The following is a 22,205-nucleotide window of genomic DNA, read 5'->3' as shown; positions in this document are numbered from 1 at the left end:
CGATCAATAAGGCGTATGGCACGTCGTTGACTGCGACGCGGTTGTACGACTACCCGTCGGTCGCGGAGTTGGCTGCTTATGTAGCGCAGTTGATACCGGCCGAGGAGGTCGCTTCGCCGGTGGTGGATCCGGCTCCGGCCCCGGAGCCGAGTTTCGTGCCGGTGACGCCGGAACCGGTGCCAGAGCCCGAGCCGGTGTCTGTGCCGGAGCCGGACCCGGAGCCCGAGCCTGCGTGGGAGCCAGCGTTGCCCGCGGACGCTCCGTACACCGCCGGCCCCGGTAACCGCGCGGCCATTGTCGGAATGTCCGGGCGCTACCCGGACGCGGAGAACCTCCGCCAGTACTGGGCCAACCTCCGCGACGGCCGTGACTCCGTGCGGGAAGTGCCCGCCGACCGGTGGGACGTCTCTCGCTACTACGACCCCCGCCCCGGCCAGAAGGGCAAGACGTACTGCAAGTCGATGGGCTACCTGGAGGACGCGGACTGCTTCGACCCGCTGTTCTTCAACATCTCGCCGGCCGAAGCGGAAGGCATCGACCCGCAGCACCGCCTGTTCCTGCAGGAGGCGTATCGGGCCTTCGAGGACGCGGGCTACGACCCCGGGTCTCTGAGCAAGATGAAATGCGGTGTTTATCTGGGCATCAGCGGCAACGAGTACAGCTTTCTGGTGTCCGGCAACGACAGCGAGGAAGACACCGTCGCGACGAGCAGCAGCAGCGCGATCGCCGCTGCACGCATCGCCTACTTCCTCAACCTCAAGGGCCCGGCGATCGCCCTCGACACCGCCTGCTCGTCCTCTCTCGTCGCGCTGCACCTCGCCCAACAGGCCCTGGCCAGTGGTGAGATCGACCTCGCCCTTGTCGGAGGTGTCTCGCTGTACCTGCTCGCGGGCAGCTACGTCAGGATGTCGGGGGCGCAGATGCTGTCGGCACGGGGACAGTGCCGGTCGTTCGACCAAGGAGCCGACGGCTTCGTGCCGGGCGAGGGCGTCGGAGCCCTGGTGCTGAAGCGGCTGAGCGACGCCGAAGCCGATCACGATCACATCTACGGCACGGTACTGGCGTCAGGCACGAACCAGGACGGCAAGACCAACGGCATCACGGCTCCCAGCGCCAACAGCCAGATGGAACTGCTGCGTACGGTCTACGACCGGCACGGCATCGACGCGGCGTCCATCGGTTACGTCGAGACGCACGGTACGGGGACGAAGCTCGGTGACGCGATCGAGCTCGACGCCCTGAGCACGGTCTACCGCGAGCGGGGAGTCGCCGCGGGGGCGTGCGCCATCGGCTCGGTGAAGAGCAACATCGGACACACGTCCGCCGCCGCCGGCATCGCCGGCGTACACAAGGTGCTGCTCGGCCTGCGCCACGGCCTGCTCGTACCGTCTCTCCACTTCGAGACGCCCAACGAGCTTCTCGACTCCGACGGTTGCCCGTTGTCCGTCAACAAGGATCTCCAGTTCTGGGGAGCGCGGAACGGCCAGGAGCTGAGGCGGGCCGCCGTCAGTTCTTTCGGATTCAGCGGGACGAACGCCCACGTGGTGTTGGAGGAGTATCGCTATGCGTGACACACGTGAGAACGCCGAGTCATCGGCAGTCGTGATCGTCCTGTCGGCAGTGACAGAAGAGCAGTTGGACACCCGGGTACGTGATCTGCTCACCTTCGTCGAGGAGCAGCCGCGGCTCGATCTGGTCGACCTGGCCTTCTCGCTCCAGGAGGGGCGGGCGGCGCTGGACTGCCGGTTGGCCTTCACCGCTGACTCCCTCGACGCGGTGGCCCGGGGGCTGAGGACCCATCTGGGACAGGACGGCAGTGTCGAGGTCTTTCGCGGCCGGGTACCGGAGTCGCAGGGCTGGGACGAGCAGAGCGAGGACGACCGCGACCTGGTCCGCTCACTGATCTCCGCCCGCGCATGGCGCCGCATCGCGGAGGTCTGGGTCGGCGGCGGTGCCGTCGGCTGGGCTCGGCTCTACGCTCCGCGCAAGCCCTTCCGCATCCCGCTTCCCACGTACCCGTTCGCCAAGGAGCGGTACTGGGTGACGGCGAGCCCACAGGCGCGGGCCAGTTCCGTACCGCCGTCGGCTGCCGCGCCCCATCCGCTGTTGCACCGCAACGCCTCAGAGCCCGGAGGCTGCCACTACAGTGCGACCTTCGTCGGCGAAGAGCCGATCCTGAAGGATCACGTGGTGCACGGGATGCGGACGCTGCCCGGAACCGCGTACCTGGAGATGGCACTCGCGGCGGCGGCCGACTTCAGGGGAACGGTGGTGGCGGGCAACGCCGGCGTCGCTCTCACGGACATGGTCTGGATCCGGCCGCTCCGCATCGACGACCATCCGCGCGAACTGCACGTGGTGCTCCGGCCCGATTCCGCGGACGCGGTCCACTTCGAGATGTCCGTCGCCGACGAGGGCGCCGATGCCGCTCTGCTGTGCACGGGCTCGGTGGTGCCGTGTGACGCGTCACCGGCCTCCGTGGACCTGACGAGGCTGCGGGCCGCGTGCGGCGAACGGCGGTTGCACGCGGCGGAGATCTACCGCGGGTTCCGCTCCGCCGGGTTGGCGTACGGCGATTCGTTCCGCGGCATCGAGCATCTGCTCCTCGGCGAGTCCCAGGCGCTCGCACGCCTGGTGCTGCCCGAAGCGGCACGCATCGACGCGGAGGGCTGCTGTCTGCCCCCGAGCCTGATGGACGCGGCTCTCCAGACCTTCGCAGGAGTGATGGCAGGGGAGCCGGACTCCCGGACGCAGGCGTTCGTGCCGTTCGGGGTCGATCGGGTCGAGGTGCTCGCCGCCCCGGGCGAAGCCCTCTGGGTCTGGGCCCGACGTAGCGCCCGGGATGAAGTGGGCGGGGCCACCCGTTCCTTCGATCTCGATCTGTGTGACGACGCCGGACGAGTCCAGGTACGCGTCCGGGGCCTCTCGGTACGGGCGCCGCACTCGGAGACGGCAGTCGAGGCGCCCGTCGCGCGTGCGGACGGCGAGGTGTTCGCCGCTCCGCGCTGGCAGCGGAGCCCGTTGCCCGACGCGGCGGTCCCCGCCGTCGGCGGGCGGGCCGTGGTGTTCGCCGAGAGCGGCGCACTCGTGGACGGTGCCGCGGCGGATTCGGGCTGCGAGGTGGTGACGCTCAACTCCCGGGCCACCACTGTCGACGCCCGCTACACGGATTACGCGCTCCAGCTGTTCGAGAAGACGCAGGAGCTGTTGCGGGACGGCACGCAGACGAAGTACGTCCTCCAGATCCTGTTGACCGATCGACCGGAGTCGGCGGTGCTGACCGGTCTCGGCGCGCTGCTGAGGACCGCGGCTCTGGAGAACCCGCGGATCACCGGACAGGTCGTCGTCGTAGCCGCCGAGACACCGGTCGAGGCACGGCTCGATCTCCTCGCGAAGGAGCGGCGGAACCCCGTCGACGCCACCGTGCGACTTCGCGGAGACGGGCGCGAGGTGCTCACCTGGGCCGAGGAGTCCCCGGCCCAGGCCCCCGGCTCGCCGTGGCGGGCCGGAGGCGTCTACCTCATCACCGGCGGCATGGGCGGCCTCGGCCGCATCTTCGCGGAGGAGATCGCCGGGCAGGTGAAGGACGCCAGGCTCGTCCTCGTCGGCCGCTCTCCGGAGAAGGAGCAGCCGCGCCGGATCCTCGAGCGGCTTCGGGCATCGGGCGCGGAGGTGTCCTACCAACCAGTCGACGTCACCGACCGATTCGCGGTCAAGGCCCTGGTCGACGGGATCCGGCGTACCGCGGGGACGATCCACGGCGTCATCCACAGCGCCGGCGTGGTCGAGGACGACTTCATCCTGCGCAAGTCCGAACGGGCGTTCCGTGAGGTTCTGGCACCGAAGGTGACCGGCCTGGCGAGCCTCGACGAAGCGACCCAGGACCTCGATCTGGACTTCTTCGTGACCTTCTCCTCCGGTGCCGCCGTCACGGGGAACGTCGGTCAGGCCGACTACGCGGCGGCGAACGCGTTCATGGACGAGTTCGCCGAGTACCGCCAGGGTCTCGTGGCCGACGGACGCCGGTCCGGCCGCACCCTCTCGATCAACTGGCCGCTGTGGGCCGAGGGCGGCATGGGTGCCGACGCCGACACCAGGACGGTGTTGCGCGACCGCTTCGGGATTTCCCCGCTGGAGCGCGGCGCCGGCGTCGGGGCCTTCGCCCGGTGCCTCCAAACGAACCATCACCAGGTACTCGTCGCCGCTGGGCACACGGATCGGATCAGGGAGACACTGACGATGCAGCAAGCCGGAGAGCACACGGCATCCGCGGAGACCGGAACTCCCGGCCGTCCGGCGGCGGGCCGGGACGACGGCCTGGCGGAGTGGACCATCACGTACATCACCTCGCTGCTTTCGGACGTGCTGAAGGTGCCGGCACAGCGCATCGAGACGGGCAGCCGGCTTGAGCGCTACGGCATCGACTCGATCCAGGCCATCAACCTCACCGCCCGGCTTGAGGAATCCTTCGGGAACCTGCCGAAGACGCTGTTCTTCGAGTACCGGAGCATCAAGGAGCTGAGCCAGTACTTCATCGAGGCCCACGCGGACCGGCTGCGGGAGTTGAGGGGGACCGGACCCGCCGCCACGGCGCCCACTCCTCCGGCACCGAGGGAGCCGTCGGCCTCGTCTGCCCCGTCCATCCCGTCCGTCCCGTCTGCCCCCTCCGCACCGGGCAGTACGGAGATCGCTGTCATCGGCATGGGCGGTCGCTACCCGCAGGCACCCGACCTGCGGACGTTCTGGCGCAACCTCGCCGAAGGCCGGGACTGCGTCACCGAGGTCCCCCAGGACCGCTGGGACTACCGCGCCTACTACAACGCGGACCGTTCCAAGCCGGGTACCACGAACGCCAAGTGGGGCGGCTTCCTCGACGACGTCGACCGGTTCGACCCGCTGTTCTTCAACATGTCGCCGCGTGAGGCCGAGTTCACCGACCCGCAGGAGCGCCTGTTCCTGGAGTGCGTCTACGAAACGCTCCAGGACGCCGGATACACCCGCCAGGACCTGACGGCGCCCTCCCCGAACGGAGCCGGGGGCAACGTCGGAGTGTTCGTGGGTTCGATGTACGACGAGTACCAGCTCTTCGGCGCGACCGAGCAGGCGATGGCCGACGGAAGGCCGGTTCCGGGCAACGCCGCGAACATCGCCAACCGCGTCTCCTACTTCTGCGACTGGCAGGGACCGAGCCTCACCGTCAAGACGATGTGCTCCTCGTCCCTGACGGCTCTCCACCTCGCCTGCCAGAGCCTGCAGTTGGGCGACTGCGAGGTCGCCGTCGCCGGTGGCGTCAACCTGTCCCTGCACCCCGCCAAGTACCTGCTGCTGGGACAGGCCGGCTTCGCGTCCGGCACGGGCCGCTGCGAGAGCTTCGGCCGGGGCGGCGACGGCTACGTGCCCGCCGAGGGCGTGGGGGCTGTGATGCTCAAGCGGCTTGACCGGGCCATCGCCGACAACGACCGCATCCACGGAGTCATCAAGGCGACGGCGGTGAATCACGGTGGCCGGACGAACGGCTACACCGTCCCCAACCCGAACGCCCAGGCCGAGGTGATCGCCCGCGCCCTGGACAGGGCGGGAGTCGACGCGCGCACCATCAGTTATGTCGAGGCGCACGGTACGGGCACCTCACTCGGGGACCCGATCGAGATCGCCGGTCTCGCCAAGGCGTACTCACGGCACACCGGTGACCGGCAGTTCTGCGCGATCGGCTCGGTCAAGAGCAACATCGGGCACGCCGAGAGCGCCGCGGGCATCTCGGCCTTCACCAAGGTGCTGCTGCAGCTCGCGCACGGCCGCCTGGTGCCCTCGCTCCACTCGGAGACGTTGAACCCGCACATCGACTTCGGCGAGACGCCCTTCCGGGTGCAGCAGGAGCCGGCGGAGTGGCGGCGGCCGGTGATCGACACACCCGACGGACCTCGGGAGTATCCGCGTCTCGCCGGCATCTCGTCGTTCGGCGCCGGCGGCTCGAACGCTCACGTCATCGTGGGGGAGTACGTACCGGACCGGCCCGCGCCGGCCGACGATCCGGCGCTGGGGCCCTTGGAGTCTGTCATCGTGCTCTCGGCGCGCACCGAGGAGCAACTGCGCGAGCAGGCCCGGCGCCTGCTGGACTGGGCGCGCGAGGAGCAGCTCGAGGATGCCGACGTGCCCGCTGTCGCGGCCACTCTCCAGGTGGCCCGCGAGCACATGGTCGAGCGGCTGGCGTTCCTGGCCGGCTCGGCGGCTGAGCTGACGGCCCGTCTTGGCGACTACGTCGAGTGCAAGGACAACGCCGAGCTGTACCGGGGCCGCGGCAGGCGCTCCAAGGACGTCGTCTCCGTCCTCGTCGAGGACGAGGACATGGAACGCACCATCGCGGCCTGGGTGGACAAGGGGAAGTTCGCCAAGCTGCTCGAACTGTGGACCAGCGGTCTTGACCTGCCGTGGCGCAGCTACTACCCGGACTCGCTGCCGCGTCGGATCTCACTGCCGACCTACCCGTTCGCCCGTAACCGGTTCTGGATAGCCGACGGTGCTCGGTCCGGCACCGGCACCGGCACCGGGACCGCCGACCGCGACGCGGTCACGCCGGCCGAGTCCGCCGAGCCCGAAGTGCGCCCGGCCGTGTCGGCCGCGGCCGCGCCGAGCACCGCCCCGGTGTCCGGCACCCGGATCATCGCGAAGCCCCGCGGCATCGGCCTGACGCCCCTGGACGCCGGTTTCGGGCACAGCGGCGGGCCGGCGCCCGCGCGACCCGCTTCCCTGGGCTCCGTCGCTCTGGTGCCAGAGGGGCAGGCCGAGGAGACCGACGCAACCGCGGTGACCGGTGCGGAAAGTGTCCTGCGCCCTGCCCCGGCAGACCCGCTCGGCCCGACGCCCGGCGCGCTCCTTCCTCCGGCGCCCGCCGTTCAGGACCAGGAGGGCCTGATCCGCGAGTTGGCGGCGAGCCTCGCCGACGCCCTGTACATGCAAGAGGAAGAGATCGATCACGACACGAAGTTCACCGACATCGGCCTGGACTCCATCGTCGGCGTCGAGTGGATGAACGCGGTCAACAAGCGATTCGGACTGGATCTGACGGTGACCCGGCTCTACGACCATCCCACCGTCGTGGAGTTGTCGGACTACATCGCCGGGGAACTGGCCAAAGGAGGCGCCCCTCAAGGGCGACCCTTTCGTGAGGTGACCGAGCCTGTCGCCGAGCCGGAGCCGGAGCCGGTCAGGGTTGCCGAGATCGAGCCGATCAAGGTTGCCAAGTCAGCCGACGCGATCGCCGTGGTGGGTATGTCCGGCAGGTACCCGGAGTCCCCGACCCTGCACGAGTACTGGGACAACCTGGCGCAGGGCCGCGACTGCGTGGACGAGGTCCCCGATTCCCGGTGGCACGTCGCCGATCACTACGACCCGCGTCCTCACCAGGAGGGCAAGGTCAACTGCAAGTGGCTGGGGCACCTCGACGACATCGAGATCTTCGACCCGTTGTTCTTCAACATCCCGCCTGCGGAAGCGGAGTCGATGGATCCGCAGCAGCGGCTCTTCCTCGAGGAGGCGTACCACGCGTTCGAGGACGCGGGATACGACCCCAGCTCGCTGAGCGGAGGCAAGTGCGGTGTCTATCTCGGGATCATGAGCAGCGAGTACGGCATGCTCATGCAGCGGCACGGCGATGAGTCGAGTGCCGCGGCCACGAGCGGAAGCAACGCCATCACCGCCGCGCGTATCGCCTACTTCCTCAATCTCAAGGGTCCGGCCATCGCGCTGGACACGGCCTGCTCGTCCTCTCTGGTGGCCACTCATCTCGCGACGCAGGCCCTGCGGAGCGGTGAGATCGACATGGCCCTCGTCGGTGGCGTCACCCTCTATCTGAGCCTGGATTCGTACCTCAGCATGTCCAGCGCGGGCATGCTGTCCCCGGACGGCCGTTGCAAGGCGTTCGACAACAGTGCGAACGGGTTCGTGCCGGGCGAGGGCGTGGGCGCGCTCGTCCTCAAGCGTCTCGACGACGCTGTTCGCGACGGTGACCACATCCACGGCGTGGTCGTCGGCTCCGGCATCAATCAGGACGGCAGGACTAACGGGATCACCGCGCCGAGCGTCGTGAGCCAGATGGAGCTGGAGCGCGACGTCTACGAGCGGTACGACATCGACCCGGCTGGGATCGGCTACGCCGAACTGCACGGCACGGGCACCAAGTTGGGCGACCCGATCGAGCTGGAAGCCCTTGCGACGGTCTACCGTGAGTGGACCGACAAGACCGGGTACTGCGCCATCGGCTCGGTGAAGAGCAACCTCGGCCACACCTCGGCCGCCGCGGGCATCGCCTCGATCCAGAAGGTGCTGCTGTGCATGCGCAATGAGCAGCTGGTGCCAACGCTGCACTTCGACCGACCCAACCAGCACTTCGACTTCGAAGGCTCTCCGTTCCGCGTGAACACCGAGCTCGCGCCGTGGAAGGCCGAACCGGGCTCCCCGCGACGCGCGGCCGTCAGCGGCTTCGGCTTCAGCGGTACCAACGCCCACCTGGTCGTGGAGGAGTATCCGGCGGATGCCGCGGAGCGGCCGGTCGGTGGCCCGCAGGTCTTCGTGTTGTCGGCCAGGAGCGAGGAGCAGTTGAGAACGTCGGCCGCCCGCCTCGCGGCGCACCTGCGCGCCCACCCGTCGCTGGCCCTGGCGGGCGTCGCCCACACACTGCAGCAGGGCAGGGAAGCCATGACACGACGGCTGGCCGTCGTGGCCACCACGCCGGGAGAGCTGGTGGAGAGGCTGACGCGGTACGCCGAGGACGGCAGGGCGGACGGCATGTCCACCGGCCAGGTCGGCAAGAACCGGGCAGGCCGGACCGAGCTGACGCCGCGGGTCGATCCGGACGGCACGGTCTCGGTGACGGAGGCCGAGCGGCTGGCCGCGGCCTGGACCGACGGAACGCCCGTCGACTGGGCGCGGCTGTCCGCGGGGAACCAGACTCGCCGGGTCCCGCTGCCCACGTACCCCTTCGCCCGTGAGCGCTACTGGTTCGACGACGCCCCGGCGTCCCGGGAGCCCGCGGTGTCCCTGCCGTCACCGAGCCCCGTCGTCGCCGAGGAACAGCACGCACCGGCCACACCCGACGACGAAGTTCCGGGCGGGGCGAACATCCTGTTGGCGCCGGTCTGGGACGCGGTCCCCAAGAACGCGCCGCAGGACGTCACCCTCCCGTCCAGCCGAGTCGTCGTGATCGGCCGCACCGCAGAGCACTGGGAGCGGATCCGAGACGTCCATCCAGGTGCCGAACACCTGCCGCTGGACCCCGCGGACACGACGGAGACCATCGCCGCGAAGATCGACGCCATCGGCGAGCCCCTCGGGCATCTGGTCTGGCTGGCTCCCCGGGAGACGGCCGCCGACGTCGCGGACGACGCGCTGGTGGACGCACAAGAGGTCGGTCTGTACGCCTGTTTCCGCACGCTGAAGGCGCTGCTGAGCCTGGGGTACGACCGCCGCACGCTCGACGTCACGGTCGTGACCGAGCGGACCCTGCGGGTCCGGCGCACGGACGCCGTGGAGCCGACCCACGCCGGACTGCACGGACTGCTCGGCTCGGTGGCGAAGGAGTACCCGGGCTGGACGGTGCGCCTGGCCGATCTCGACCCGGACCGCGACTGGCCGGTGGCGCAGCTGTTCGCACTGCCCCGCGAGGAGAGCGGCACCGTGTGGGCGTACCGCCGTTCCCGCTGGTACCGCCAGAGCCTCGTGCCCGTGCAGGACACCGCGACGGAGCGCACCCGCCCGGCGGTGTACCGGCAGGGTGGCGTCTACGTCGTGATCGGCGGCGCGGGAGGCATCGGCGAGGCATGGACCGAGCACATGATCCGCACCTACGGCGCGCACGTCGTGTGGATCGGGCGGAGGGCGGAGGACGACTCGATCCGGGCGAAGCTGCGGCGGCTCGGCGAGCTCGGCCCCCGACCGCACTACGTGCGGGCCGATGCCACCGACCGGGCGGCGCTGGAACGGGCGTACAAGGAAATCAAGAGGATCCATCCGGTCGTGCACGGTGTGGTGCAATCCGCGATCGTGCTGCTCGACCGGAGCCTTGAACGCATGGACGAGCAGCGCTTCCGCGCCGCGGTCACGGCCAAGGTCGACGTGAGCGTCCGGCTCGCCCAGGTCTTCCGGCGCGAGCCGCTGGACTTCCTCCTCTTCTTCTCCTCGATGAACTCGTTCCTGAAGGCTTCGGGGCAATGCAACTACGTGGCGGGATCCGTGTTCGAGGACGCCTACGCCCACCGCCTCGCGAGCGACTTGGACATTCCTGTCAAAACCATGAACTGGGGCTACTGGGGCACCGTCGGCATCGTCGCCGCACCCGAGTACCGGGAGCGCATGCACAAGGCCGGTGCCGACTCGATCGAGCCCGCAGACGGGATGGCGGCTCTCGACGTCCTCCTTTCGGGCACGTTCGACCAACTCGGGCTGATCAAGGCCCACGGGGGTAATTCCTGACATGCTGAACGACATTCGGCGCGAAGCCATCACGATGGTGCCCGAAGGCACGCGGGTCCCCCTGCACCGACTGTGTCAGGAGTCGGCCGGTACGGCCGGCCCGGCAGCGGGCACGCAGGACGGTGCCACCGCGGGCGTGGACGAGGAGCTGCTGAGCCGCCTGCTCCTCGTTCAGGTCGAGAGCGCGGGGCAGTTGTCCGGCGAGGCCTGCGCCCCGCTCCCCGACGGTGCACTGCGGCGCTGGCTGGACGAATCCGTGCGGCGGCTGCGCGCTCGCGGGCTCCTGTACGGCTCCCCCTCGCAGCCGGTCCCGGCGGCGACGGTGAACAGCTCGGCCGCGTGGTCGGATTGGGCGGACCACGGCGTCGACTCGCAGGGTGACCCCGCCCTGCGAGCGCAGTTCACCCTGCTCGACGCCACACTGCGTGCGCTGCCGGGCATCCTGAGCGGCGAGGTGCTCGCCACCGACGTGATGTTCCCCGACTCGTCGATGGAGCTGGTCGAGGGCATCTACCGGGACAACCCCGTCTCCGACTGCTTCAACGGGATCCTGGCGGACACCGCGGCCGCCGTGGTGCGGGAGATCGTGCGTGCCGACCCGGCCGCCCGCGTCCGCATCCTGGAGATCGGCGCGGGCACCGGCGGCGGGAGCGTCACCGTCTTCGAGCGTCTCGAGCCCTTCGCGGAGCACGTCTCGACGTACTCCTACACGGATCTGTCGAAGTCCTTCCTGATGTACGCGGAGGAGGAGTACGGGCCGCGGTACCCCTATCTGGACTACCGGTTGTTCAACGTCGAGGAGCCGCTGGCGGCGCAGGGCATCACACCCGGTTCCTACGACCTCGTCCTTGCCACCAACGTGCTGCACGCCACGAAGGACATCCGCCGGACGCTGCGCAACGCCAAGGGCGCGCTCAAGCAGCACGGTGTCCTGCTCGCCAACGAGCTCTCCACCCACTCGCTCTTCACGCACCTCACGTTCGGCCTCCTCGACGGCTGGTGGCTCCACGAGGACGACGATCTGCGCATACCGGGCGGCCCCGGCCTCTCCCCTGAGTCCTGGGAGGAGGCGCTCGACGACGAGGGATTCGGCTCCGTGTCCTTCCCGGCGCGGCGGCTGCACGAGCTCGGCTACCAAGTGATTGCCGCAGAGAGCGACGGCCTCGTCCGGCAGGAGGCGCAGGAGGAGCCCGCAGCCCCGACGGCGGAAACGGTCGGCGACGGCCTCGCCCGACAGGGGATCCAGGAGCCCGTTGCCTCCGGCGAGGCGCTGGAACAGCACGTCAGGGACACGATCTTCGAGCAGCTGCGACTGTCGTTGAAGATCGACCGGACACAGATCGCCGCGGATGACGCCTTCATGGACTACGGCGTTGATTCGATCATCGGTGTGCGGCTGATCCAGGAGATCAACCGTGCGCTCGGCACCGACCTCTCCACGACCGACCTCTTCGACCACGGTTCCGTCAGCCGGCTGACGCGGCACATCGTCGACCACGCTCATCCGAACGGTCCGGCCGCCCTGCCGGATGCGGCGCGGACAGCCGAGGGTGCCCCGTCCAGAGAGCCCATCGCCGTCGTCGGCATGAGCGGCAGGTTCGGCGGCTCGGCCGACGTCGAGCAGCTCTGGGAGCACCTCGCACAGGGCCACGACCTCACCGGGCCCGTCTCGCGCTGGGACCTGTCGCAGTACTACTCGGCTGATGAGCGGAGCTGCGAACGCGGCAGCTTCATCGACGGGATCGACCGTTTCGACCCGGCCTTCTTCAACATCTCGGGTGTCGAGGCCACCTACATGGACCCGCAGCAGCGGCTCTTCCTCGAAGAGTCGTGGAAGGCGCTGGAAGACGCCGGCTACGCGGGCTCCGACACCCAGGGGCGGCGCGTCGGCGTGTACGTCGGCTGCCAGGAGAGCGGGTACGCGCAGCTGTTCGGCGCCGAGGCGCCCCCGCAGTCCATGTGGGGCAACGCGCTGTCGGCGATGCCCGCGCGCATCTCGTACCACCTCGACCTCCAGGGCCCGGCGATCGCGGTCGACACGGCCTGCTCCAGTTCGCTCGTCGCCATCCACCTCGCCTGCCAGGGGCTGTGGGGCGGCGAAACCGAGATGGCCCTGGCGGGTGGCGTCTCCGTGCAGTGCACGCCGCAGTTCTACATGCTGGCGGGCCGGGCCGGCATGCTCTCCCCGAGCGGCCGCTGCCACACTTTCGACGACCGGGCCGACGGCTTCGTGCCCGGCGAGGGCGTCGGAGTCCTCCTCCTCAAGCGGCTCAGTGACGCGCTCGCCGACGGCGACCACATCCGCGGCGTCATCAGCGGCTCCGGGATCAACCAGGACGGCGCGTCGAACGGGATCACCGCGCCGAGCGCCGCGTCCCAGGAGCGTCTTGAGACCTCGGTCTACGACACCTTCGGGATCAGCCCCGACGACATCCAGATGGTGGAGGCGCACGGCACGGGCACCAAGCTCGGTGACCCGATCGAGTACCGGGCGTTGAACCGGGCCTTCCGTCGGTACACGGACCGGCGGGACTACTGCGCACTGGGCTCGGTCAAATCCAACCTCGGCCACACCGTCACCGCGGCCGGCGTCGCCGGAGCCATCAAGGTCCTGCTCTCGCTCGAGCACCAAAGCATCCCGCCTTCGATCAACTTCGAGCAGGCGAACGCGCACATCGACACGTCCGACAGCCCCTTCTACGTGAACACGGCGAACCGCCCCTGGACTGCCGGGAACGACGGCACACGACGTGCCGCGGTCAGCTCCTTCGGAGTCAGCGGGACCAACGCCCACATCGTGTTCGAGGAGGCTCCGGGCGCGGTCCGCCCCGCCACCGCGTCCACCGCACACCTCGTCACCCTCTCCGCGGTCACCGCCGGGCAACTGGTCGAGCAGGCCGAGCGCCTGATCGACCACTGCGAGCAGCGGCTCGAGCTGGACGCGGGCGACATCGCCTTCACCCTGCTCCTCGGCCGCAAACACCTTTCGCACCGGCTGGCCTTGGTCGTACGCGACCGTGAGGAACTGGTCCAGAGCCTGCGCACCTGGCTCCAAGGGGGGCAGAGCCCCCGCGTGCGCGTCGGCGAGGTCCCCGCGCAGGGGCTCGACGAGCGTGCCGCACAGCGGAACCTCGGCAATGACTGCGTCCGGCGGGCCGCCACCGACCCGGCATCCCGCACCGAGCTCCTTTCGACCGTCGCGGACCTCTACGTCCAGGGGTACGGCTTGGAGTACGCCGGCCTCTTCGCCGAAGACCGCCACAACCGCGTACCGCTGCCGACGTACCCCTTCGCCCGTGACCGGTACTGGGTGCCCGAGCAGCGGGCGCTCGTTGCGGCTCGCCCCGGCACGGCCGAGCCGCACCCGCTGCTGCACGAAGACGCCTCGGACTTCGACGCCCGGCGCTACCGCACGCGGTTCACGGGCGAGGAGCACTTCCTCACCGACCACGTGGTCAAGGGGCGGAAGGTGCTGCCGGGCGTCGCCTGCCTGGAGATGGCGCGGGCCGCCGCCGCCCTGACCCTGGGCGCGCCCGGGCCTGACGGCATCGCCCTGCGCAACGTGGTGTGGGCGCGGCCCGTGGCCGTGGACGCCGAGCCCGTCACCCTCGTCACGTCCCTCATACCCGGGGGCCCCGACGAGGCCGACTACCAGATCACCGGTACGCCGGACCGGGCGCCCGGCGCCACCCCGGTGGTGCACAGCCAGGGGCAGGTGGTGCGGAGGGCGGTGGAGCCCGCGCTGCTCGACGTGTCGGCCCTGCGGGCCGCATGCGACCAGGGGGAGCTGACCGCGGCCCAGCTGTACCGGGCGTACGAGGCCATCGGGTTCCGCTACGGCCCCTCGCACCGGGGTCTGGAGCGGTTGCACATCGGCCGCGGCCAGATCCTGGCCCGCCTGGTGCTGCCCGGCTCGGTACGCGCCGCTCGCGACGAGTTCGTCCTGCACCCGAGCCTGCTCGACGCGACCCTGCAGGCATCGTTCGGCATCGGTCTCGCGACCGGGACGGCCGAAACACTCGACACGACCGGCATGAAGCCCTCCCTGCCGTTCGCCCTGGACGAGCTCGAAGTGCTCGGCGACTGCCCGGAGTCGATATGGGCCTGGATCCGTTCCAGCGAGGTCGCCCGGACGGACGGCCCGGTCCTCAAGCTCGACATCGACCTCTGCGACGACCAGGGACGGGTCTGCGTCCGGATCCGCGGTATGTCCTACCGCGTCCTGGAGGGCGAGGTCGACGGGACCGAGCCGGACGCGGTGTCCCGCGTCAGCTTCCTGCCGGTCTGGCGGGAAGCCGTCCCCGGCGACCCGGACGCCGAGCCGCGGGACCCCGTCGTCCTGCTGCCCGACCTGCCTGCCCTCGGCGAACTCCTCGCCCGGCGGGATCCGGCGGCGCGGCTGCTGCACCTGACCTCTGCCGCCCCCGGGATCGCGGAGCGGTTCACCGAGTACACCGTCCAGGCCCTTGACCACCTGCGCCGCCTCCTCGCCGAGGGCGTGCGGCACGGGGCCCGCGTCCAACTCGTCGTCCCCGACGAGGCCGGACTCGCCACCACCCGCGGCCTGTCGGGGCTGCTGAAGTCGGCGCAGGCGGAGGAGCCCGGGCTGCTGCCGCAGGTCGTGCTCGTCGACCCGGCCGAGACCACCGAGCAGATGATGACCCGGGTCGTCGCCGCCCGTCGGCATCCCGACGAGTCCTGCGTACGTTTCCGGGCCGGCCGCGTCGAGGCCCTCGCCTGGCGCGAGAGTGATGCGCCCGCAGAGGTCCGGGTGCCCTGGCGCAGTGGCGGGGTCTACCTCGTCACAGGCGGCCTTGGCGGCATCGGCACGCTCGTCGCTCAGGACATGGCCGCCGGGGTGGGCGACATCAAGCTCGTCCTGGTGGGCCGCTCGCCACTCGGCCCCGAACAGGAGTCCGTCCTCGACGCGCTGCGCGGCCAGGGCGCCGAAGTTCGCTACGCGCAGGTCGACGTCGCCCAAGCCGCCGCCGTGCGCTCCCTGGTGGACGGCATCGTGCGGGAGCACGGCGCCCTGCACGGCATCATCCACGCGGCAGGGGTGCTGCGCGACGGCCTCGTGCGGGGCAAGACCGCCGAGGAGTGCCGCGCGGTCCTCGCGCCGAAGGTCGCCGGCCTGGTGAACCTGGACGAGGCCAGCAAGGACGTACCGCTGGACTTCATGGTGTCCTTCTCCGGCGCGGCAGGGGTGTTCGGCAACGCCGGGCAGAGCGACTACGCGGCGGCCAACGCCTTCCTGGACGCCTACACGCACCACCGGCGCCACCTGGTCGACCGTGGTGAGCGCTCGGGGGCCTCCGTGTCGGTCGACTGGCCGCTGTGGGCCGAGGGCGGGATGCGGATGGATCCCGGTACCGAGGCGATGTTGAACGCGCGCCTTGGCATGACGCCCATGCCGACCGCCGCGGGCATGGGCGCGCTGTACGCCGCGCTGGAGGCGCCGCACAGCCAGGTTCTGGTCGTGGCGGGCGACGCGGACCGGATCCGACGCACCGTGCTGGACCGGTCATCGGCGCCGGAGGAGTCCCGGCCCGCACCGCTGCGGTCGGCCGCTCTGGTGGAGGGCCCGGCTGCCACCCGATCCCTGCCCGCGACGGGCACCGAGGCCGACACGGTGCGCGCCGCCCTGGTGGCCCATCTCCGGAAGACGCTGAGCGAGGTCATCCAGGTGCCCGCGCACCGGATCGACCCGGCGGCGCCCTTCGAGCGGTTCGGCATCGACTCGGTGCTTGCGCTCTCGGTCACCAACCGCCTCGAGGTCGATTTCGGCTCGCTGTCGAAGACGCTGTTCTTCGAGTACGAGAACGTCCACGAGCTGAGCGCCTACTTCCTCCGCGCCCACGCGGACGCCGTGCGGGCAGTCACCGGCATCCACGGCGAGCCCGACCCGTCGCCCGTACCCGAGGCCGCGGCCCCGGTGGCCGTCGCACAGCTCCCCGTGCCGGTCGCGGCGCCGTCACCGGCCGAGCCGGTGCGGCCCGCGGCCCGCGAGGACGCGATCGCCGTGATCGGACTCGCCGGCCGCTATCCCGGCGCGCAGGACCTGGACGGGTTCTGGGAGAACCTGGTCGCGGGACGGGACTGCGTGACGGAGGTGCCCAAGGACCGCTGGGACCACAGCCGCTTCTACGACTCCGAACGGAACCAGCCCGGCAGGACCCCCACCAACTGGGGCGGGTTCCTCGACGGCGTAGCCGATTTCGACGCGCTGTTCTTCAACGTCTCACCGCGCGAGGCCGCGATCATGGATCCGCAGACGCGCCTGTTCCTGGAGTGCGTCTGGACCCTGCTGGAGAGCTCCGGCTACACCCGGGACCGGCTGCGCGACGTACATGGGAACCGGGTCGGCGTCTACGTCGGCGCGATGTACCAGCAGTACCAGTTGCTGGCGTCCGACATCGTGCACGAGTCCATCACGTCGGTGATGAGCTACAGCGCCATCGCCAACCGGGTCTCGCACTTCTTCGACCTGCAGGGGCCGAGCCTCGCGATCGACACCACCTGCTCCTCGTCGCTCGTCGCGATCCACATGGCGTGCGAGGAACTGCGCAGGGGCGGCAGCGACATGATGATCGCCGGTGGCGTCAACCTCTCCCTGCACCCCAAGAAGTACCTGGGGCTGAGCCTGACCGGTCTCACGGGCAGCGACCCCGACAGCCGCGCCCTCCTCGACGGGGACGGTTTCATCCCCGCGGAGGGCGTCGGATCGGTGCTGCTGAAGCCGCTGTCCAAGGCCGTCCGCGACGGGGACGAGATCCTCGCCGTCATCCGGTCGAGCGAGACCAACCACAAGGGCCGCACCAGTGGCCCCATGGTGCCAAGCCCTGACCGGCAGGAGCGGCTGATCGAGGAGAACCTGGAGCGGGCGGGCATCCACCCGCGCACTATCAGCTACGCCGAGGTGTCGGCCAACGGTTCCCAGATGGGCGACGCCATCGAGTTCGCGGCGCTGCGGGACGCCTTCAGCGAGCACACCCGGGACGAGCGGTACTGCGCGGTCGGCACGGTCAAGTCCACGCTGGGCAACCTCGAGGCGGCCTCGGGCATAGCCCAGCTGAGCAAGGTCGTCCTGCAACTCGGTCACCGCAGCCTCGTCCCGTTCGCCGGGGGCGGTCGACTCAATCCGGGGGTGGAGCTCGAAGGCACCGCGTTCTATCTGCCGCAGGAGGCGGAGCCGTGGCACCGGCCCGTCGTGAACCTCGACGGCCAGGAGCGGGAGTACCCGCTGCGGGCGACCATCAACTCCTTCGGAGCGGGCGGTTCCAATGCCCACCTGGTCGTGGAGGAGTACGTGGCGGAGCCCGCCGCCGATGACGCCGCCGCACCGGCATCCCGGGACGACGACCTGATGCCGCAGATCGTGGTCCTCTCCGCCCGCACCGAGGACCGGCTGAGGGCTGTCGCGAGCCGGCTCCTGGAGTTCCTGCCCGCGCAGAAGGACCTGTTTCTCGCGGACCTCGCCCACACACTGCAGTGCGGGCGCGAGGCCATGGACTCCCGGCTGGCGCTGGTGGCGGGGAACCTCAAGGAGCTCGCCGCGGGCCTCGCCCACTACCTCGACGGTTCCGAAGAGACCGCCCCCGTACCGCTGTTCACCGGTAACGCCGGGCGGGCCGACTCGGACCTCGACCTGCTGCTCAGCGGACGGGCCGGGGACGCGCTGGTACGTGAACTGCTGGCCGAGAACCATATCGAGAAGCTGGCTCTGTTGTGGGCGCGGGGCGGGACGGTGCCCTGGGGGTCGGTGCCGCGCGGCGACCGAACCCCGCGGATGCTGCGGTCGCTGCCGACGTATCCCTTCGACCGGAAGCGGTATTGGGTGCCCTCGGCCCCGGGACGGGATGCCGTGACCGCTCCCGCGCCCGAGACCGCGATCGAGGACGCGGCTCCGACGGCGGTCACCGCTCCACCGGCCGCTGCTCCGGCGGACGGAGCCGCGGACCGGATCACGGCCGTCGTCGCCGAGTTGCTGGGGATGCGGACGGACGAACTCGACCCCGCGACGCCGTTGGCGGACCTCGGCTTCAGCTCGATCCACGCCACGCAGCTGCTCCAGGCACTGCGGGCGGAGTTCGACCCCATGGCCGATCTCGGCGCGCTGAGCGAGTGCCGGTCGACCCGGGACCTGCTGCGGCGCTTCGGGTCCGGAGCCGGCGCATCCGCCGGGGCGGGGTCGGCGGATGCCGCTACGGTGCGCATCCCGGAGGTCGTTCACCTCAACGCCGGAGGCGAGGGCCGGCCGGTCTTCTGGTTCCACGGCGGGCTCGGCGGGGTGGAGGTCTACGCGTCGATCACCGACAGCATCGAGCGGCCCTTCTACGGGATCCAGGCACGTGGCTGGATGACGAACAGCGAACCGCTGCACGGGATTTCGGCGCTGGCGGAGCACTATGCGGAGATCATTCGCACGGTCCAGCCCGAGGGGCCCTACGACCTCGGCGGCTATTCGTTCGGCGGCCTGATCGCCTACGAGGTGACGCGGCGGCTCCAGGAGCAGGGCGCGACGGTCGAGAGCATCGTCATGGTGGACACGTACGACGACAGCGTGGGAGACGTGACCATGTCGCGTACCGACATGCTGTTGCAACAGGTCAACGCCCTGCTGTTCGCCGCGTCCAAGCCGGCTCCGGAGGACTTCGCCACCACGTTGGTGCCCGTCCGCGAGGTCGTCTGGGACCAGGACGAGGAGGGCCTGCTCGACCAGATGCTCACGCTGGCGCGCGGGCGCGGCCTGAAGGGGGACGCGGAGCTGCTGCGCGACCGGGTGCTGCGCAACCTGCGCGTCCAGGAGGCGTACGGACTGCTGGATTACGACATCGCGCCGCTTCCGCGGCCGGAGTCGGTCACCTGCTTCTACTTCCGCAACCGGAGCGGCCTGTTCTACGGGGAGATGGAGCCGCTGTTCTCGACGCAGGAGGACGGCGCGGTCCTGGACCACGGCGTCTACTGGGCAGAGTGGCAGCGGCAGTTGCCGAACTTCCACCAGGTCGACGTGGACTCGGCGAACCACTTCGTGATGCTCGGCGACCCGGCGGCGCTCAGCACCGTGCGGTCCTTCTGCAAGCTGTTCTACTCCGGCAAGCGGGACAAGCGGCTCCCGGTGGCGAAAGCCTGGGTCACCCGCCACCAGAAGGCGCGGGACACGAAGTGAACGCGACAGGAGAACGTGCGCAGGACACGGCAGGGCGGCTCGGCTGCGCCTCGTTCCGCCGGGACTTCGGCGTCGACTACGCCTATCTGTCGGGGTCGATGTACCGAGGTATCGCCTCGAAGGAGCTGGTGGTCGCCATGGGGCGGGCGGGCTTCATGGGATTCCTGGGCGCCGCCGGCCTGAGCCCGGAGCGGGTGACGGACGACATCGCCCACATGCGGCGGCACCTGGCGCCCCATCAGCCCTTCGGCGTCAACCTGCTGTGCGACCTCCAGCACCCGGAACGGGAGACGGCCAACGTCGAGATGCTGCTCGCCCACGGTGTGCGCGTCATCGAGGCGTCGGCCTTCATCAAGGTCACCCCGGCCCTGGTCCTGTTCCACCTGTCGGGACTGCGGGCTCGGCGGGGCGGCGGGGTCGACCGTGACACGCGGATCGTCGCCAAGGTCTCGCGGCCCGAGGTGGCCGGCGAGTTCCTGCGGCCCGCGCCGCAGGAACTCGTCGCGCAGCTGGTGGCCGAGGGCCGGGTCACTCACGAGCAGGCCGAGCTGGCCCGGGGGATTCCGGTGGCGCAGGACCTCACCGTCGAATCGGATTCAGGGGGCCACACCGACCGCGGGGTGTCCACCGTGCTGCTGCCGTCGATGCAGAGCCTGCGGCAGCGTATGACGCGGGAGTTCGGCTACGGCGAGGAGATCCGCCTCGGGCTCGCCGGGGGGATCGGGACGCCGCACGCGGTGGCCGCCGCCTTCGCCATGGGCGCCGACTTCGTCATGACCGGTTCCATCAACCAGTGCACGGTCGAGGCCCGCATCAGCGACGCGGTGAAGGACCGGTTGCAGACCATCGACGTCCAGGACACCGATTACTGTCCGGCGGGCGACATGTTCGAGATCGGCGCTCAGGTCCAAGTCCTGAAGAAGGGCGGGCTGTTTCCCGCCCGAGCGAACCGGTTGTACGCGCTGTACAAGAGCTACGACTCCTGGGAGGAGATCCCGCAGGAGGTTCGCCGGCAGATCCAGGATGCCTACTTCAAGAAGAGCGTCGACGAGGTCTGGCGGGAAACCTGCGAGCGCCTCCTGAAGACGGGCCGTGAATCGGAGATCGAGCGTGCCGAGCGCAGTCCGAAGCGGCGCATGGCCCTCATCTTCCGCTGGTACTACGGCTACAGCAGCCGACTCTCGTTCTCGGACACCGATTCCGACCGGGCGAATGTTCAGATCCACACCGGTCCTGCCCTTGGGGCTTTCAACCAATGGGCGCGAGGCGGTCCGTGGGAAAGCTGGAGAAATCGGCATCCGGACCGGATAGCGCGGGAGCTGATGCGCGAGGCATCCTCGATGCTTTCGCAGTACAGGTAGGCATCGGAACAGATTTTCTGGCAGGGTAAAGGCGGCATCTGATCGCGGGCGTCGCAACACCAGATGTGGAAGATGACGAGAAAGGATTTCCCATGCGGACCTACGTATTCCCCGGGCAGGGGGCGCAGCAGAAGGGAATGGGTTCTTCCCTTTTTGACGAATTCAAGGATCTCACTCGCACGGCCGACTCGATCCTGGGCTACTCCATCAAGAACCTCTGCCTGGAGGATCCGGACGGACTGCTCGACCAGACGCAGTACACCCAGCCCGCGATGTATGTCGTCAACGCCTTGTCCTACTACCAAAAGCTTCGCGAGACCGGCGTGGTCCCGGACTTCGTCGCAGGTCACAGTCTTGGCGAGTACAACGCGCTGCTGGCGGCCGAGGTCTTCGACTTCGAGACCGGCCTGCGCCTCGTGCAGAAGCGCGGAGAGCTGATGGGCCGGGCTTCGGGCGGTGGAATGGCAGCCGTACTGAACGCCTCGGAGGCGGAGATCCGGACCATCCTCACGGAGAACGGGCTCGACTCCGTCGATCTGGCGAATTTCAACACTCCGTCACAGATCGTGATTTCAGGACGTGCCGAGGACATCGAGACGGCGAAGCCCCTTTTCCAGACCGGAAACCACCTCTTCGTACCGCTGAAGACGAGCGGGGCCTTCCACTCCCGGTACATGGAGTCGGCCCGAGAGGAGTTCGACGCATTCCTGGCAGGAATATCCTTCTCGAAGCCGCGCATACCCGTGATTTCCAATGTGACCGGGAGGGCTTACGAGGACCACCTCGTCAGGGAGGCCCTGACGAAACAGATGGTCAATGCCGTGCGATGGTCCGACACGGTGGAGCACCTCCTCGAACAGCCCGGAATGGAATTCGATGAGATCGGCCACGGCACTGTTCTGACTAAAATTGAGAAAAAGATTCGCCGAGAACTCGTGAGTGAGAAGAAGGCGCCGCTGCGCACCGCGCACAAATCGACCGAGAGCGCCGTGGAAATGGTCCGGAAGTGGAATGAGCGGTATGCGATCGGCGCTTGTTTCCGGTCCACCTCCGGCAATTACGGGGACCTTGAGACCGCCACGGCGGCAACTGTTCTCTTCGGTCACCGAGCCGCCGTCTACATGCACGGTTACCGAGGATATTTCGACCTCCAGGAACTGGAGCCGGTCGCAGCGTGAACCGGACCGAACCGACCAGCAAGCCCCAGT

5 protein-coding genes are annotated in these 22,205 nt (G+C 69.5%); all 5 read left to right on the top strand.

Annotation, left to right across the window (positions count from 1 at the left end; genetic code table 11):
- The coding region (locus G5C60_RS28365; protein ID WP_206440118.1) for a type I polyketide synthase at positions 1 to 1,571 on the top strand (1,571 nt) is incomplete at its 5' end.
- Positions 1,564 to 10,467 carry an SDR family NAD(P)-dependent oxidoreductase gene (locus G5C60_RS28360; protein ID WP_165263773.1) on the top strand — a complete coding sequence of 2,968 codons (8,904 nt, stop codon included), beginning with the start codon at positions 1,564 to 1,566 and terminating at the stop codon, positions 10,465 to 10,467. The genes G5C60_RS28365 and G5C60_RS28360, both read left to right, overlap by 8 nt.
- 1 nt (position 10,468) lies before the next feature.
- Complete coding sequence (locus G5C60_RS28355) at positions 10,469 to 19,636, top strand: SDR family NAD(P)-dependent oxidoreductase (protein WP_165263772.1); 9,168 nt, start codon at positions 10,469 to 10,471, stop codon at positions 19,634 to 19,636.
- The gene (locus G5C60_RS28350; protein ID WP_165263771.1) at positions 19,633 to 20,997 is read left to right on the top strand and encodes a PfaD family polyunsaturated fatty acid/polyketide biosynthesis protein; all 1,365 of its coding nucleotides are present in this window, start codon (positions 19,633 to 19,635) and stop codon (positions 20,995 to 20,997) included. Before G5C60_RS28355 ends, G5C60_RS28350 begins: the two co-directional genes overlap by 4 nt.
- Positions 20,998 to 21,089: 92 nt before the next feature.
- A complete protein-coding gene (fabD, locus tag G5C60_RS28345; RefSeq protein WP_165263770.1) occupies positions 21,090 to 22,175 on the top strand; it encodes an ACP S-malonyltransferase in 1,086 nt (361 codons plus the stop codon).
- Positions 22,176 to 22,205: the final 30 nt, after the last annotated feature.

Source organism: Streptomyces scabichelini (genome assembly GCF_011045015.1).
Classification (GTDB): Bacteria; Actinomycetota; Actinomycetes; order Streptomycetales; family Streptomycetaceae; genus Streptomyces; species Streptomyces scabichelini.
Note: the sequence above shows the minus strand (reverse complement) of the source record. Positions and strands in the feature narration are given on the sequence as shown.